This window comes from Rhodopseudomonas sp. BR0M22 (assembly GCF_010907035.1).
GTDB lineage: Bacteria > Pseudomonadota > Alphaproteobacteria > Rhizobiales > Xanthobacteraceae > Rhodopseudomonas.
This window is the reverse complement of the sequence record NZ_QUMK01000002.1, coordinates 86,558-103,513: the sequence shown is the minus strand read 5'-3', so window position 1 is coordinate 103,513 and position 16,956 is coordinate 86,558. Positions and strand designations below refer to the sequence as shown.

Genomic DNA, 16,956 nt, shown 5'->3' with positions numbered 1-16,956 from the left:
TCAAGGCTTGTGCGCGTAGTCGAACGGCTGGCTCTTCAGTTCTTCAAACCAGCGATCGATCCAGGCGATCGTCTGTTCGATGCCCTGCTCCAGCGTGATCTGGTCGCTCCAGCCGAGTTCGCTACGCAATTTGCTACTGTCGAGCTTGTAGGCGGCGTCCTTGCCGAGCCGCTCACCGACGATCTCGACCTGGTCCTCGAACCGCACGCCCATCGTCGCGCAGATCATCTCGACCAGGGCGCGGATGGTCACGATGCGATCGGTGGAGATGTGATAGCTGTCGCCGATCTTGCCGTTGCAGGCGATCCGCCGGGTCGCATCGGCCACATCAGCGGCATGGATGAACGAGCGCTCCGAAGTGCCGCCGCCATGCAGCTGCAGCTTGCGGCCGAGCTTGATGAACAGGATGGTGCGCGGCACGATCCGGTACAGCCGCTGCCCCGGGCCGTAGACATTGGCGGCGCGGGTGAACAGCACCGGAAAGCCGTAGGTGCGGAAATACGAGCGCAGGCTCATGTCGCCGGCCGCGCGCGACACCGCATAGGGCGTCGACGGATCGAACACCGCGTCCTCGGTCAGCGTGCCGGTGGCGTTGCCATAGACCTCCGGCGTGGTGACGTGGACGTAGCGCTCGAGAAAGTCGCAGGTCCGCAGGCGCTCGTGCAGGCGCACCGTCGACACCACATTGGTCATGAACCAATGGTCCGGGTTGGCCCAGCTCTCACCGACCATGCTTTGGGCTGCAAAATTGATGATGCAGGGAAAACGCTCGGCGGTCACCAGCTGCATGATCGCGTCGAGATCGTGGTTGAGATCGAGCTTGTGAAATCGGAAGCGATCGGCCTTCTTCCAGCGATACGGCAGGAACGCAGGATGCGGCTCGTCGGAGCGGCTGATGCCGACGACGTCGGCGCCCTGGTCGAGCAAATAGCTGACCATCGAGGCGCCGGTGAACGAGTTCGAACCGATCACTAGATATTTGTCGAAGCCCGCGCGGGCCATCGCACACGGCGCGGACGCGGGAACGATTCCGGTCACGCCTGCAGGCTCCGCTGCATCCAGCGCAGATTGTAGTGGCGATCCTCGTTCTTCAATTCGCCGCGCTGGAACTTGACGATGATCTCGCGGATCGCGTCGTTCACCGTCTTCTTCGGCTTGAAGCCGGTCGCCAGCAGCTTGTCGGAATTGATCCTGTACGAGCGCGGATCGTTCGAGGCGGTGACGGTGATCTTGGTCGGCACCTGGGCGTCGACCATCTGGGCGATGTCCAGGATCGAGATGTTCTCGAAGCCGGCATTGTAGATACCGCGCAGCTCGGGCCGGTCGAGCAGCATCAGATACAGATCGGTGATGTCGTCGATGTGGATGTTGGGGCGGACCTGATTGCCGCCGAACACGGTGATCTCGCCGTTGGTCAGCGCCTGCATCGTCAGCATGTTGACCGAGACGTCGAGCCGCATCCGCGGCGACGGCCCGCATACCGTCGCCGGCCGCACGATCTGCACCGCCATGTCGCCGGCGTAGCTGAGCATCACCCGCTCGGCCACCATCTTGGTCTTATTGTATTCAGAGATCGGCTCCAGCGTCAGGTCCTCGGTGACCTGCTCTTCGTCCTTGATGCCGTAGACGCTGCCGGACGACGCATAGATGAAGCGCTGGATGCCGGCGCGCGCGGCACGGTCGGCGAGCTGCATGGTGGCGAGCGCGCTGATCTCCCAGGTCAGTTTTGGATCGAGATCGCCGCACGGATCGTTGGCGACCGAAGCCAGATGTACGATCGCGTCGATGCCGGAAAGATCAATCGACTTGGTATCGCGGACGTCGCCGCGGACCACTGTCAACCGGGGGTGCGGCGGCAGATCGTTGCCGAACCACATGATGTCGAACGCCACCACCTCGTCGCCGCGTGCCAGCAGCTTGGGCACCAGCGTGGTTCCGACGTAGCCGCAGGCGCCGGTCACCAGGATCTTCATCGTGCGATTCCCACAGATTAGCCCGCCCCCGGCACGACGCATCGCGGCCCCGGCGAATCAATTGCAACCCTGAATGCAAGAGATACACGCATTCCTGCATCCCCGAATAGCACTGCGCGGGCCGCCGGTCGCGGCCAGCCGTCAGCCCGCCGCCGACAGCGGCACGCTCTGACCGCAGGCGAAGTCGAGGATCGCATGACAAATCGTCAGATGGCCGAGTTCAACGAAACCATACTGGTCGGAGGCCAGATAGAAATTGATGTCACCTTCCCGCCGCAGCGGATTGTCCGCGGAAAATCCGCTCAAGGTGATCACGCGACAGCCGCGCTCGCGCGCCACCGCGACTGCGTTGAGAATGTTCGCGGAGCGACCGGACGAGGAAATCGCGATCAACAGGTCGCCTTCCTGCGCGAACAGCTCGATCTGTTTAGCGAACACCTGCTCGTAGCCGTAATCGTTGCCGAGGCAGGTCAGCATCGCGCCGTCGTTGAGGCACAGCGCCCGCATGCCACCGTTCTTGGAGTAGTCGGTGGCCATGTGGCTGGCGATCGCTGCGCTGCCGCCATTGCCGATGAACATCAGCTTGCGGCCATCGGCATGGACCTCGCGGGCCCAGGCGATCACCAGCGAGGCGGCGACCTCCTGCGCGAACGGCCGGCCGTCGCAATCCGACACCTCGGCATTGGTGAGGGTGGCGCGCAGATGATCGTAATAGCCGAACATCTGCCGTTTCGACAGCAACGGCGTCGCGACGACTTCATCCGAAACGTCGTCGGGCACGGGGGCGGTGCTGTTACGCGATTGCGTCATCGGCGTCCTCGGCATTCCGAGCCATCACGGTTGCGCGTGATTCGTTAGCAATGTGTAAATCATGACCGGTCGCAGCCGCACCATGTCCGACGCCTCGGGATCTTACTTGGCAACCGCGGAGGATCATGACGGCGGCAGCCCCGGAATCGCGTCCTTGGCGGTGAGGAAGGCACTGCCCTGCTTGTAAGAGGTCGGCAGGTCGGCCAGCGTCTCGGCTCGGCGCCAGCCGCTCTTCTGCGTGAACAGCTGCACGCCGGCACCGCGCGCATAGTCGAAGATCACCGCAGCGTTGGCTTCGCTGCCGATCTCCAGCATGACGTCGAGGGTCTGCCAGCGCTCCTTGGGCAGCGAGGTGATGATCACCGCCTCGTGGCCTTCGGCGTCGATCTTGGCGAAGTCGGCGTTTGCGGCGATGTCGTCGAAGGCAGCGAGCCGCACCTTGAAGCGATCGATCTCGCCATAGGGATCGAGTTTGGCGCCGGCGATGTGGCTGCCGGTCGTGTTACCGCGCAACCGCAGGAACTCCGCCTCACCCGCCTGCCCCGAGACGGCCGCTTCATTGACATGAACCGTGGTGACGCCGTTGGCGCGCATATTGGCCTGAAATAGCGCGATATGCTCGGGGTCCGGCTCATAGGTCTCGACCGTAAAGCCGCAGCGCGCCATCACCAGGCTGTGCAAGCCGATATTGCCGCCGATATCGGCGACACGCCGGTAGCGACCTCGGTTCTGCCAATAGAACGAAAACAGGATCAGCTCGTCGAGACCGAACAGGTCGAGCGAGTCCACAGCCCCCATCCGATGATAGGGAAAGCTGATCGACCCGAACGGGCCGAACGGCACGTCGCTGCCGCCGCGAGCAAACAACGCCACCACGGCGCTGCGCGCGGCCGATGCCAGCGCCGTGTAGGCGGCCCCGCCCGGCGCGTGATGCCGCGCCAGCTCGGGCAGCGCAGCGATGAGGTCAGCAAGGATCCGGTCGGGCCCCGGCGCATGCGGCATCGGCGCGCCAGAGAATGCAGGGCTGGAATCTGCCGTCGGGGCGATGTCGGTCATGCAACGGCGCCGTTTCTAGGGTAACCCGAATCACCTGCACCTTACTGCATCCCCGCCCGCAACACGAACCTCGGGACGGGAGCAGCGGGTGCAAAAGAGAAGGCGGCGGAGTCACCCCCGCCGCCCTCGATTGTTCGATCAGCTACGCCGCGATTAGCGGAGGAGCTGCAGCACGCTCTGCTGCGACTGGTTGGCCAGCGACAGCGCTGACACCGCGATCGACTGGCGGGTGGTCAGCGCCTGGCTGTTCGCCGCTTCCTCGTTGGTGTCGGCCAGCGTCAGGTTCGACGAGCCGGTCTGCAGCACGTTGATCAGGCTCTTCGAGAAGTCTTGACGGGCCTGCACGATCGACAGGTTCGAACCAAACGAGGAGGCCTGCGAGCGCAGCGTCGTCGAGGCGGCGCTCAGCTTGTCGAGGACCGCGTTGGTGGCCTTGTTGTCGATGAAGTCGACGCCCGACGACAGGTTCGACAGACCGAGGCCGGTCGGATTGAAGGTGACGCCCTGGATCGAGATCGTCGACTTGCCGGTTTCGTTGAACACCAGCTTCAGGTTATCGCCGTTCAGCAGGTTGACACCGTTGAACGAGGAGTCCTGAGCCGTCGTCGCGATCTGGTTCAGCACGTCGTTGAACTGCTTGACCAGGCCCGCACGGGTGTTCTGGGCGTTGACGTCAGCCACCGGTGCGTTCGGCACCGAGAAGGTGAGGGTCGAAGCCAGAGTGCCGCCGATCGCGCCGCCGTCCGCGCCGCCCAGAGTGTGGGAAGCGTAGTCGTTCGATGCCGAGATCGTCAGCTTGCCCGAAGCGTTGTCGATCGAGGCTGTCAGGTTGTTGGCAGCCAGCGCGACATTGAGCTGGGCCAGCGACTTGACCGTGCCGTTGGTGCCGTCGCCGAAGGTGACGTTGGTCGCCGCGCCGCCGTTGAACGACGAGAAGGTCAACGTCTTGCCGTTCAGGCTGCCGGCCGCAACACCGCGAGCCGCGGTGAACGAGCTGGAGTTGCCGCTCGGGCCGGTGAGGCCGAGGGCAGCCAGCGCATTGCCGGTGCCGGTGATGCTGAGGTCCGCCGCAAGGCCGGTCGACAGCTTCAGCGAGCCGCTCGTGATCGACGAGTTGGCCGTGCCGTTGGCGGTCGAGATCGTCGCTCCCGAGACGCCGAGCGCAGCGGTGCGGACACCGGTGGCGAGGTCGACCGCCTTCAGGACGTCGTCGATCGTGCCCTTCTGCAAGTACACGGTCGAGTTGCCCTGACCGTCGGTTTCGACGTTGCCGGAGATGCCCTGATGGCTCGCCGACGCGGTCGGCACCGCGGCGTTCTTGAAGGTGATGGTCTTGCCGTTCACGTTCAGCGTCGAGCCGTCGGCGATCAGCGTGCCCATGGTGGTGCCGCTGGTGGTGCGCTGCTTGGTCAGCGTCAGCGGACCGGTGCCGGACGAGGTGGTCAGGCCGAGGTTCTTAAACAGATCGGTGAACGCCGTGACATTGAGATCGGCACCCGTCGAGCTGCGGATGGTGGTGATACCACCGGAGACGTCCGACGCAGTCTGGCCGGAATTGGTGCTGATCGTGGCAACGCCGTTCGAGATCGACGCAGCCTTGACGCCGTTGGCGAGATCGATCGCGGTCAGCAGGTCACCGACAGTCGCGTTGGTGAACTTGCTCTGGTCGCCGAGATAGATCGTCGAGTTGCCGTTACCATCGGTGCCGATACGACCCAGAACGCCGGTGCCCGACGGGATGTTGTTGCCCTGCGGAGCGTCGGAGGTCTTGAAGGTGATCGTCTTGCCGTTGACCGAAAGCGTGGTGCCGTCGGCGATCGCCGTGGTGGTCAGGCCGCCGTTGGTGTTGAACAACTGAGTGCTGGCCGAGATGTTCGCCGAGGACGTCGCAGCGACGGTATCGACAGTCTGCGCGGTCAGGCCGAGCTTGGCCAGAACGGCGCCGCCCGAATTGTCCCCGATCGTCAACGGGCTGTTGGTGCCCGAATGCAGCTCGAGCTTGCCGGCCGTCACCGTCGACGACAGGCTGGTATTGCCGTTGATGGTGTCGATGGTGTCGAGCAGCGAATTGATGGTCTGGTCGAGACCAATCGTGTAGTTGCCGGAGCTGTCCTTGCTGGCGGTGCCGGCGGTCGTGAAGGTGATGGTCTTGCCGTTGACGGTGATCGAGTCGCCCGCAGCCGGACCGGTCGCCGTGGTGGTCGAACCGTTGGTCAGCTCGCTGATCAGATTGGTACCAGCCGCGGTCGCGGCGGCAGTGCCGACGCTGAGAACGCTGCCGAGCGCCGTGTTGTCGGCAGCGCCGACGACGGTGACGGCGGCCGAAGCCGCGATGCTGACGATCGCGCCCCCGAGCGTATCGGTGCCCGACGCAGCAGTGGTGCCGCCGGCGGTGCCGTCGAAGATCACGCTGCCGGTGGCAACGCCGTTCGAGTAGCTCTGGGTGCCGCGCAGGTCGTCGGCGGTTGCACCGGCGATGGTCGCCGACACGTTCGACTTGGTGGCGTAACCCGACGTGGTCTGCAGAGCCTGGTTGGCGATCGACTTGGCGCTATCGACCAGCTTGCTCAGCGAGGTGATACCGGTATTGGCGGCCTGCAGAATCTGCACGCCGTTGCCGATGCCATCGAGCAAGTTGTTGATGTCGCTGGCGCGGCTGTCGAGCGCAGTGGCGGTGAAGAAGTTGGTCGGATTGTCGAGCGCCGAGTTCACCTTCTTGCCGGACGACAGGCGGCTTTGGGTGGTGGCGAGCAGATCAGCCGTGGCCTGGAGCGACGAGAGGTTCTGACGAACGGCGTTGGATAGAACGATACCGGACATTGTGTTGCTACCTTCCTGGTGTGCAAAACGCGATCTTCTTGATCGGCCGCGGAACCTTGACCGCCAGACTCTAAGAATGCGTAAAACGAGATCAGCGGCTTTAACGGAAGGAATCGCCCGTATTATCACGGGCCTGCGCAATACGAGACACGCGCCGGGACGATCCGCGCAGCCTCGTAAGGCTACGTGATTAGTCCAGATCAGCGAGTATTTAGTGGGGGTTGCGCCTTGGCTACGGCAGCTGTTGCGCCTCGAATTCGAGGCCTAGGAGCCGCCGGGGCGGCGGCTCACCGTTCAGAGATAATTAACTACAGAAACTTGACGAGGCTGAGTTGATAGAGCTGAGCCGTCGTCTGATACGACGCCTGCAGTGACGTCTGCAGCGCCAGGAGCTTGGTCGCCACCTCGTCGTTGTTGATGCCTTCGATCGAACTCAGCATAGTCTGAGCCAATGCCTTGCCCTGCACCTGACGATTAGTGGTCGCTTTGATCGACGCCTGAGCACCGGCAAGGTCGGCCTGGATGGTCTGGATCGATTGCTCCCCCGGCACGACCGCAAGGTTGGCGGCAACCCGTTGATTCAGTCCCGCGATCTTGCCCGAAGCGTAGGGGTCGGTTGCCGACGTGGTCACCGCAGCGAACACCGCCACGGTCTGCAGCTGCTTGCGGAGGGCCTGCTCATCGGCGCGCGCGCCATACTGCACCGTGATGGTGTCGTCGATCTTGGCGACCGCTGTGCCGCGCGCCGGGTCGCTCGCGGAGTCCGGTTCACCGTTGTACCAGAAGACCGTATTGGCCTTGGTTCCTGCAACCTGCGTCGTGGCGGCGCCGAACGGCGCGCTGCCGCCCACCCGCAGCGGGGGCGTGTTGTTGAAGAAGTCATCGCCCGCCTTGATGGCCGAGGCTGCAGCCAGCGGCCCGTTGGCCAGTTTTTTCACGGCCGACGTCAACGCGGTCTGCAGGTTGGCCGCAGTCAGGGCCGACGACGGCGCCACAGGAGGAACCGCGGTCGGGTTTCCCTGATCGATTGCGAAGCTGCCGTCCGGCAGCGGCGTCTTCGAGGATGCCGTCAGCGCGATGGTTTCCTGGGTTCCATCCGGCATGTTGAAGGTGAACTTCACGACATCGCCATCGTTCGGAATCGCACCGTTGAGGTCGACCGACATTGCCACCGGATTGGGGGTGGCCGGCGGGGTCGTCGGCGGCGTCTCGGTCGGCTGTGTCACCACCGCTCCGCTGATCGTCGTCGAGACCGCACTCAACTTCATCCCGAACGGCGATGCGGTGGTCGGCGGCACTGCGTAAGGATTGGCGGCATAGTCCTCGCCGATCTGAACCGTGGTCGCGGTCGCTCCGGTCGAGACGATGGTCCGTCCCATCCCGCTGGTACCCACGTCGGCATCGTGGCGTTCGCTGATCACCTGCTTGAGGCCGGCGACCGCAGCACCGTCGCCGTTCATGATCACGTCGGCCGCCACCACCGGCGCGGTGTCCGTGGCACGGCCCGCGAACAGATAGCGATCTCCGACCTTGGCGTTCAGCACGTCGACGGAATCGAAGAAGTCGAGCCCCGCGGTCCGCTGTCCCGGCGTCTGCCCGGTGTTGTCGAGCGTCGAACCAGCACTGACCGCGGCGCCCTTCACCTCGCTGCTGATGTCGGCTAGCCGCTGCAGCGACAGGTTCGCCGTGCTGATGCGGGTGGTGATGTTGGTCATCGTGTCGCTGTAGCTGGCGATGTTCGCCACCTGCGCGCGCAGGCCGATCGCGAGACTGCGGCCTGTACCGTCGCCCGCATAGGTCTGCGACACCCGTCCGGTCGCGAGCTGTTGGCTCAGCGTCTCCATCTGGCTGCGGAGATTGAGGATGGTGGAACCGATGTAGGAAGTACGCCCGCTTACGCCGTCGATCGCCATGGCTCGCCTCAAATCGCCTGCATCAGGGTCTGATACATCTGGTTGATGGTCGACATCACCCGCGCGTTCGCCGCGTAGGCATTCTGCAACGACAGCAGGTGCGCCATTTCCTCGTCCATGTTGACGCCGGACGATGTCGACAGCTTCTGCTGCAAGGTGTTCAGCACGACGCTCTGGCCATCCGACAATTGCTTGGCAGCAGCCGCGTTGGAACCCTGCTGGCCGACGAACTGCTGCAGGAAGCTCTGCAACGAACCCTTGAACGGAGCGCTGTCGGACCCGATACCGGTGGACGCAGAGTAGTAGTACTGGCTCTTCATCATCTGCTTGATCATGAAGTCGGGCCGAGCCGTATCGCCGGCGGCGGTCGCCGGTGAGGTCGAATAGACCACCAGCTTGGAACTGTCCTTCAGCAGGTCCGAGTTGACCGAAATTCGCTGCGCATAGCCGGTCATCTGATTGCCGGAGGCACTGCGGGCCCCCGAATAGGCCGCGCCGTTGTCGTTGAACAGCGGCACCTCGACGCTGCCGCCGGCCAGCGCCGTCACCGTCGATGTCACCGACGCCGAATTCACCGTCGAGAAGCCGGGATTGTTGAGCACATTGACGGCCCCCGGAAAGGTTCCGGAGAATTGCAGGTTCTTGGTGTAGAGAGCAGAATTGAGCTGCGAGATCGCCGAACCGGAGACACCGGAAAAATCGATGCCGACGACGTAATCGTTGGGGTCGTTGGTCGCGTTTTGAGGCAGCGGCAACAAAGTGGGATCGTCGACCCGGACGACGGTGACCGTGTGCTGCTGCCCGGTGGCCGTGTCGGTGTAGGCGATGTTGATCGTATTGCCGTTCTGCATGCCCGACAGATCGACCGCGAAGCCGGACGAAGGCCCCGAGGTCACCGCGGTGCCGGCCGTCGTCTTGTCCGACAGCGAGCTAGACAACGTCGCGGCAAACTGATCGAGCTGGGTCTGCGCCGTCACCAGCGTATTGTCGCGAAGCTCGACATAGGCCGCCATTTGGCCCGACTTAAGCGACGACGTGATATCGATCGACGAGCCGCTGTCGTAGCTTACCGTGATCGAGCCGAGTTTACTTGTCAGGCTGTTCGACGACCAAGTGGTCGACGGATTGACGGTGCCCTGCGCGTTGAACGACAGCGTCGCGGCTTCCATGCCGGCGAGCTGCACGCCGGAGCCGGTGAACACCGTAACCTGGTTGGCGCCGTTGGTGACGACGCGGATGTCCATCAATTGCGAAAGCTGATTGATCGCCTGGTCGCGCTGGTCCAGCAGCGCCGCAGTCGCGGCGTCGGTCGATGTACCACCCTGCGGATTGGTGCGAATCTGGCTGTTGATCGAGGCGATCTGCTTGAGAAGATTGTTGGCGGTGCTCACCGAGTCGGTGAGACCGGTTTCACAACCTGCCCGCAACGTCTGGATGCCATTCGACATCGAGTTCAGGCTGCTGGCCATGGCCTGCGCGGCATTCAGCACCCCGATCCGCGCCGAGGTACTGTCGGGACTGGTCGACAGCGCCTGCATCGCGGTGGTCAGACCGTTGAATGCGTCCTCCAGCGTGCCGGTCGAGTTCGGATCTCCGAACAACCCCTGAAGCTGGTTGAGATAGCTGGAGCGCAATGACGCATAGGCAGCCCCCGACGTCTCGGTGCGGAGCTGCGCCAGGATGTAGTCGTCGAGCTGGCGATTGATGCCGTTGACCTGAACGCCGGTTCCGGTCTGGCCGGACACCGTGACGCCCTGGTTGAGAGTCTTGCGGACGTAGCCGGGCGTCTCGGCGTTGGCGACGTTGGACGATACCAGCGAGATCGCGGACTGGTTCACCCGCAGGCCGGCCATTGCGATCGATAGTGCGTCTCCGAGACTCATGACTGGCTACCCGGGTTCGAGGACGACGCCGCGCGACCGCTCAACGCATCACGTTGAGCAGATCCTGCACCATCGTATTGGCGGTGGTGATCACCTTGGTGTTGGCCGAATAGGCCTGCTGGGTGACGATCAACTTGGTGAATTCGTCGGCGATGTCGGTGTTCGACGATTCCAGCGACGCTCCCGAAATGCTGCCGCCTTTGCCGTACAGCGGCTGACCGGATTCGTTCGTGATCTCAAACGCACCGCCGTCGATCCGCTTGAGGAAGTTGGCGCCGTTGAAGGTGGCGACGGAGACCTGTGCCAGGTCGATGTTGCGACCGTTCGAATAGGCACCGACGACCCGGCCCTCGTTGCTGACCGAAACGCTGACGAGCTGGCCGGCGGCGTAACCGTCCTGCTGCAACTGGTTGACCTGAACGTTGCCGTTGCTGTCGGAAAACTGCGTCAGGCCGCCGGTGCCGAACGACATCGTCAGGTTGCCGAGGCTGACGCCGCTCACCGTGACGCCCGGCAGGGTGACCTGTCCGACCACCGGCTGCATCTGACCGTTGGAACTGAAGGTGAAGTTGGTGCCGACGTTGACCCAGCTGGTCGCCGATCCCGTCGCGTTGGGATTGGTCTGATAGAACAGGTTCCAGGTGTCGGTGCCGCCGACCGTCGACGACGCGACCTTGGCCCAACGGAACTGCAGACTGACCGGAGCGCCGCTGCCGTCATAGGCGGTGAGCGCACCGCCCGCCACCGACTCGTCCAGAAAGGCCTGATTGTCCGAACCGATGACCACGCCGGTGCCCGCGGTGCCACCGCCACCTCGCAACCCGGTGATGGTCCCGGTGAAGCCCAATGCGTTCCACGCCGCCGAACTCGACGACGACAGCTGGATGTCGTTGGCGAGACCGCTGTTGATGGTGACGACACCGCCTGAAACGCTCGAGAGGTTCGGCGCGGCATTGCCAGTCAGACCGTCGATCGCGGTCAGCAGGCTCGAGACGCTGCCGCCGTTGAGATCGACATAGGCGGTGTTGGGGGCCGAACCGGCGCTACCGCCGGCGCTGGAGTCGTAGAACGCGACCGTCTTGGTGGTCGTGACGCCGCCGGTGGTCGTCTTCACCGTGAGGGTGTCACCGGCGCTGAATCCCGCCTGCAGCGAGTCGGTGCCGCTGGCGGATTTCAGCAGCGTTGCGCCAGTGATCGCGACCGCAGGGGTTTGAAAATTGGTTCTGGCCGAGCCGAGGATGCTGGTGTTGGTGTAAGGCGCCGCCGGCGTACCCAGCGGAAGCGGATTCGACACGAAATCGGCAGGACGCAACAATTCCGAGCCGAGCACCGACTTGTTGGCCTTGGAGGTCAACGGATAGTTGGCGAGGTTGGCACGATAGTCGATTTTGGTGGTCTGCTGCGAAGGCAGAAAGTCGTTCTGAAATTTCAGGATCTGCGGCACGCTGCCGGCCGGGTTGCCGGTGGTCGGATCGATCGGCACGCCCTGGAGATAATAGCCGGCGCCGTTGACGAGGTAGCCGTTCTTGTCGAGCGAAAAGTCGCCACGGCGGGTAAAGTTGTTGACGCCGGCGAAGATCGGATTGTTGTCGGTGAACGAGGCCGGCTTCTGGACGACGAAGTAACCGTCGCCGTTGATCGCCATGTAGGTTCCAACCGCTGCCGACTGCACCGAGCCGGTCAGCGTGTTGGTCGACCGAGATTCAGCGTTCACCGAACCGGCGAGCTGGGCGTTGTTGCCGGTCTGCGGGATGAGGTCCAGAAACGAGGTGTCGATCCGCTTGAAGGCGGTCGTCTGAGAGTTGGCGATGTTTCCCGAGATGTTCTCCAGCGCATAGGAGTTGGCGCGGAGGCCCGCAACCGAAGTGGTGAGAGCGCCGAAAATACCCATTACTGACTTCTCCCGTTGCGACCGTCTGCGTCGGCTGTTGACTGCGAGATACCGGACAGTCTCTCCGCAAGCCTCGTGCCAACGGATAAATTGTCGATATTTCAGATACTTGATTAGGAACTGAAGGCCGTGTTGCCGGGGCGGATTTGCCGAGTCGGGCAACAATTGCCGGGGCGAGCGCCCGAAACGCGCCCCTGTCCTGGGTGCGGCGGAACCAAATTCAGGCAGGCGCGTTTGCGATCGGACAGCACGGGGGTTGATCGGGGGATCGCTTGGCTGCTGAAGACCTGCCGGGTGGGCGACCGCGTCTCGGCGAAGCCGGAACAGACAGTCTTTTCCTCGGGCGCGGCGAACTCGCCTCGCTGATGAGAGAGCACGATTGGGCGTCGACCCCGATCGGACCGCCCGCGAGCTGGCCGCAGGCGCTCAAGACGGCAGTCCGCATCATGCTGACGTCGCAACAGCCGATCTGGATCGGGTGGGGCGAAGAGCTGACTTATCTGTACAACGACCCGTACAAATCGATCGTCGGCGGCAAGCACCCGTGGGCACTCGGCCGCCCGATCTCAGAGGTCTGGTCGGAGATCTGGGACGACATCGGACCGCTGCTCGCCAAGGCCACCCGCGGCAACGAGGGCACTTACGTCGAGGCCCAGCTCCTGATCATGGAGCGCAACGGATTTCCGGAAGAGACCTACTACACCTTCTCCTACAGCCCGATTCCGACCGACGACGGCTCGCCGGGCGGCATCTTCTGCGCCAACACCGACGACACCCAGCGCGTCATCACCGAACGGCAATTGTCGCTGCTGCGCGATCTCGCCTCGAGCGCCGCGGAGTCGCGGAGCATAGGTCAGGTTTGCGAACGCAGTGCGGCGGCACTCGCTACCGACTCCCGCGACCTGCCATTCGCGCTGATCTATCTGACCGGCGCGAACGGCGACATCGCCGAGCTCGCCGCTTCGGCGGGGTTCGATGGGGCTCACCCGGCCGTGAGGCCGACATTGTCGCTCTCAGACACCGCCGAGCCTTGGCCCGTCGCCGAAGCCTCCCGACAAGATGCGGCGGTCCTGGTCGAGGATCTCGAAGCGCGGTTCGGCGCCGCGTTTCCGAGCGGCGGCTGGCGCCAGCCGCCGACCAGGGCGGTGGTGCTGCCGATCCCGGCGAGCGGCGATACCGGCCGCTCAGGCTTCTTAATCACCGGGCTCAACCCGTTCCGACTGTACGACACCGCCTATCAGGATTTCCTCGCGCTGGTCGCCGGCCAGATCGCGGCGGCGATCACCCACGCCAACGCCTATCAGGAGGAACGCCGCCGCGCCGAAGCGCTCGCCGAGATCGACCGCGCCAAAACCGCGTTCTTCTCCAATGTCAGCCATGAATTCCGCACGCCGCTGACGCTGATGCTGAGCCCGCTCGAAGAAGCGCTGGGCCGCGACGGCCTCCCGGAGGAACAGCAGTCCTTGCTGGCAATCGCCCATCGCAACGGCCTGCGGCTCCTGAAACTGGTCAACACGCTGCTCGATTTCGCCCGCATCGAAGCCGGCCGCGTCACCGCGCATTTCACCCCGGTCGAGCTGTCGTCGTTCACAGCCGAACTGGCGTCGAACTTCCGTTCCGCGCTCGACCGCGCCGGATTGCGCTTCGTGATCGATGCGCCGCCGCTGCCGCAACCGGTCTATGTCGACCGCGACATGTGGGAGAAGATCGTCCTCAACCTGCTGTCCAACGCGTTCAAGTTCACCTTCGAGGGCGAGATCGCGGTCCGCGTCGATACCGATCCGGACCGCACTCATGCGGTGATCGAAGTCAGCGACACCGGCACCGGCATTCCGGCGACCGAAATCCCACATCTGTTCGAACGGTTCAGACGTGTTGAAGGCGCGCGCGGCCGTTCGATCGAAGGCAGCGGCATCGGGCTCGCGCTGGTCCAGGAGCTGATCAAGCTGCACGGCGGTTCGATCAGCGTCGAGAGCGAAGTGGGCCGCGGGTCGAGCTTCCGCGTGACGCTGCCGTTCGGCTCGACCCACCTCCCCGCCGAGCGACCGCGGCATGGCGCGCTGCAGGTCTCGACCAATGTCCGGGCCCAGGCCTATCTCGACGAGGCGATCGGCTGGCTCGACGACAACGGCGACGGCGGCCGGCCAACGGCGTCGGGTGCGCAGGATCTCGGGCTCGTCACCGCGCCTCCGACCGGTCGGCCACACATCTTGCTGGCCGACGACAATCAAGACATGCGCCACTACGTCGCCCGGCTGCTCGGCGATGCCTACGAGGTCGAAGCGGTCGGAGACGGCGCTGCGGCCCTCGAAGCAGCGAAGAAACGCCGGCCGGATCTGGTGCTCAGCGACGTGATGATGCCGCAGCTCGACGGTCTCGGTTTGCTCAAAGCGCTACGCGGCGACCCTGCGCTCGCCGACCTCCCGGTGATCTTCCTGTCCGCCCGCGCCGGCGAAGAAGCTCGGCTCGAGGGACTGGAGGCAGGTGCCGACGATTATCTCAGCAAACCGTTCAGCGCCCGCGAACTGCTGACTCGCGTCCGCGCCAATCTCGACACCGCGGCGATCCGGCGAACGGCACTGCGCACCGAATACACGCTGAGGCAGGAGGCGCAGGCGGCCAGGAAACAGGCCGAAAGCATTCTGGCCTCGATCAGCGACGGCTTCATCGCGCTCGATGGGGAGTACCGCTTCACTTACGTCAACGCCGCCGCCGAACGGCTGATTCGGAGAACGGCAAGCGACCTGATCGGCAAGGTGTATTGGGACGTCTACCCGACGATGCTCGGCACCGACATCGAGCGGGCCTATCAGCGCGCCATGATCGAGCGGGTCGCGTGCGAATTCGAGAGCTATCATCCGCCGAGCCAGCGCTGGTTCGAGTTGCAGGTCTCCCCGACCAACGGCAACAGCATCTCGGTATACTTCCGCGATATCACCGAGAAGAAGAAAGCCGAGGCGACGCTTCGTGACATCAACGAGCAGCTTGAAGAGCAGGTCGCCGAGCGAACCGCAGAGCTGCAGAAGAAGGAAGCGCGGCTGCGGACCATATTCGCCGCGAGCTACACCTATCAGGCGCTCCTCGATGTCGATGGCAAGGTGCTGGACGCCAATCGCACCGCACTGGCCGGCATCGGCGCCGAGCTCGAGGACGTGGTCGGCAAGCCGCTCTGGGACACACCGTGGATCGGCAGAACGCCGGGACTGCCGGACATGATCCGCAGCGACATCGCCGCGGTTGCGGCGGGCGAAACCGTGCGCCGCGAGCTCCAGGTCAACCTGTCGGCGAGCGGCTGGCGTTGGTTCGACCTCCAATTGCGCCCGGTTCAGGACGCAAAAGGCAACGTGATCGCGATCGTCCCCGAAGCGGTCGACATCACCGAGCGGCGCAAAGCCGAGGAGGCATTCCGGCAGGCGCAGAAGATGGAGGCGATCGGGCAGCTCACCGGCGGCGTCGCTCACGACTTCAACAACATGCTCACAGTAATCCGCTCCTCCGCGGATCTGCTCCGCAGACGCGAGCTTCCTCCCGAGCGGATCCGCCGCTACGTCGATGCGATCTCCGACACCGCCGATCGCGCTGCCAAGCTCACCGGCCAACTTCTCACCTTTGCGCGCCGTCACGCCCAGAACCGCGAAGTGTTCGACGCCGCCGCTCATCTCGAGCACGTCTCCGACATGCTGAAGACTGCGCTGGGCTCGCGCGCGGTGTTTCGTCTCGACATCGCCGAACGACCGCTCCCGGTCGAAGCCGATACCAATCAGTTCGATGCGGCGCTGGTCAATCTCGTCGCCAATGCCCGCGACGCGATGGATGGCCACGGCACCCTCACAATTTCGGTGGCGCACTCCGCCGCGACACAGCACGAAGCCGCCGCAGGCCACCATGGCTTCGTCGAGGTCTCGATCGCCGATACCGGCTGCGGTATTCCACGCGAGCAGATCGAGCGGATTTTCGAGCCGTTCTTCACCACCAAAGATATCGGTCGCGGCACCGGCCTCGGATTGTCGCAGGTCTACGGCTTCGTTCAGCAGTCCGGCGGCAGCATCAATGTCGACAGCGCGATCGGCCGCGGCACCACGATCACGCTGCGGCTGCCGCGGAGCGACAAGCCGATCCCGCTCCGTCAGGGAAACGGCATCAATGCGGTCGACGCCCGGGAGCGCGGCTGCATCCTGGTGGTCGAGGACAACGCCGAGGTCGGCGAATTCTCCACCCAGTTGCTGCACGACCTCGGCTACCAGACCGTACTGGCCTCCTCCGGCGAGCAGGCGCTGGCGTTACTCGGCGAGGACGCCGAACGCTTCGACCTGGTACTCAGCGACGTGGCGATGCCGGGGATGGATGGCGTGACGTTGGGGCGCGAAATCAAGAAGCGTCTGCCGGAACTGCCGGTGGTGCTGAATTCCGGCTACGCCCATATGCTCGCCGACGAGGACCATGGGTTCGACCTGCTGCACAAGCCCTATTCGGTCGAAGATCTGTCGAAAGTCCTGCGCAAGGCGATGGCGGAACGGGCCTGACGTCTGTTCCGTCTCCCGGAACCGCTACAGACTGGGAGAAGCATCGTTCGCGCCAATGTGATCGCCAGCCCGCCGGGCCTGCGCTAT

General features: G+C 64.1%; 9 protein-coding genes. 1 reads left to right on the top strand and 8 read right to left on the bottom strand.

What is annotated here, in order from left to right; all coding sequences use genetic code 11:
• The 8 genes from DY468_RS01185 to DY468_RS01150 form a co-directional block, all read right to left on the bottom strand.
• Window positions 1-1,038: a GDP-mannose 4,6-dehydratase gene (locus tag DY468_RS01185; RefSeq protein WP_164601597.1), complete on the bottom strand. Its 1,038-nt coding sequence runs from the start codon at window positions 1,036-1,038 to the stop codon at window positions 1-3.
• Window positions 1,035-1,973: an NAD-dependent epimerase/dehydratase family protein gene (locus DY468_RS01180; protein WP_164601595.1), complete on the bottom strand. Its 939-nt coding sequence runs from the start codon at window positions 1,971-1,973 to the stop codon at window positions 1,035-1,037. Before DY468_RS01180 ends, DY468_RS01185 begins: the two co-directional genes overlap by 4 nt.
• A 141-nt stretch (window positions 1,974-2,114) precedes the next feature.
• Window positions 2,115-2,783 (bottom strand): SIS domain-containing protein, encoded by a 669-nt coding sequence (locus DY468_RS01175; RefSeq protein ID WP_164601593.1) that lies wholly within the window; start codon window positions 2,781-2,783, stop codon window positions 2,115-2,117.
• Window positions 2,784-2,906: 123 nt separating this feature from the next.
• The gene (locus DY468_RS01170; RefSeq protein WP_164601591.1) at window positions 2,907-3,839 is read right to left on the bottom strand and encodes an FkbM family methyltransferase; all 933 of its coding nucleotides are present in this window, start codon (window positions 3,837-3,839) and stop codon (window positions 2,907-2,909) included.
• Between the two features lie 153 nt (window positions 3,840-3,992).
• Entirely contained in the window at window positions 3,993-6,659 is a 2,667-nt protein-coding gene (locus DY468_RS01165; RefSeq protein WP_164601589.1) for a DUF1522 domain-containing protein, read from the bottom strand.
• Window positions 6,660-6,967: 308 nt separating this feature from the next.
• Entirely contained in the window at window positions 6,968-8,572 is a 1,605-nt protein-coding gene (locus tag DY468_RS01160) for a flagellin (protein ID WP_164601588.1), read from the bottom strand.
• Window positions 8,573-8,580: 8 nt separating this feature from the next.
• Complete coding sequence (gene flgK, locus DY468_RS01155; protein WP_164601586.1) at window positions 8,581-10,455, bottom strand: flagellar hook-associated protein FlgK; 1,875 nt, start codon at window positions 10,453-10,455, stop codon at window positions 8,581-8,583.
• A 40-nt stretch (window positions 10,456-10,495) separates the two neighbouring features.
• Complete coding sequence (locus DY468_RS01150) at window positions 10,496-12,346, bottom strand: flagellar hook protein FlgE (protein ID WP_164601584.1); 1,851 nt, start codon at window positions 12,344-12,346, stop codon at window positions 10,496-10,498.
• A gap of 272 nt (window positions 12,347-12,618) precedes the next feature.
• On the opposite strand from DY468_RS01150, the gene DY468_RS01145 reads away from it, so the two are divergent.
• Window positions 12,619-16,869: an ATP-binding protein gene (locus tag DY468_RS01145; RefSeq protein ID WP_246700838.1), complete on the top strand. Its 4,251-nt coding sequence runs from the start codon at window positions 12,619-12,621 to the stop codon at window positions 16,867-16,869.
• The last annotated feature ends 87 nt before the right edge of the window (window positions 16,870-16,956 follow it).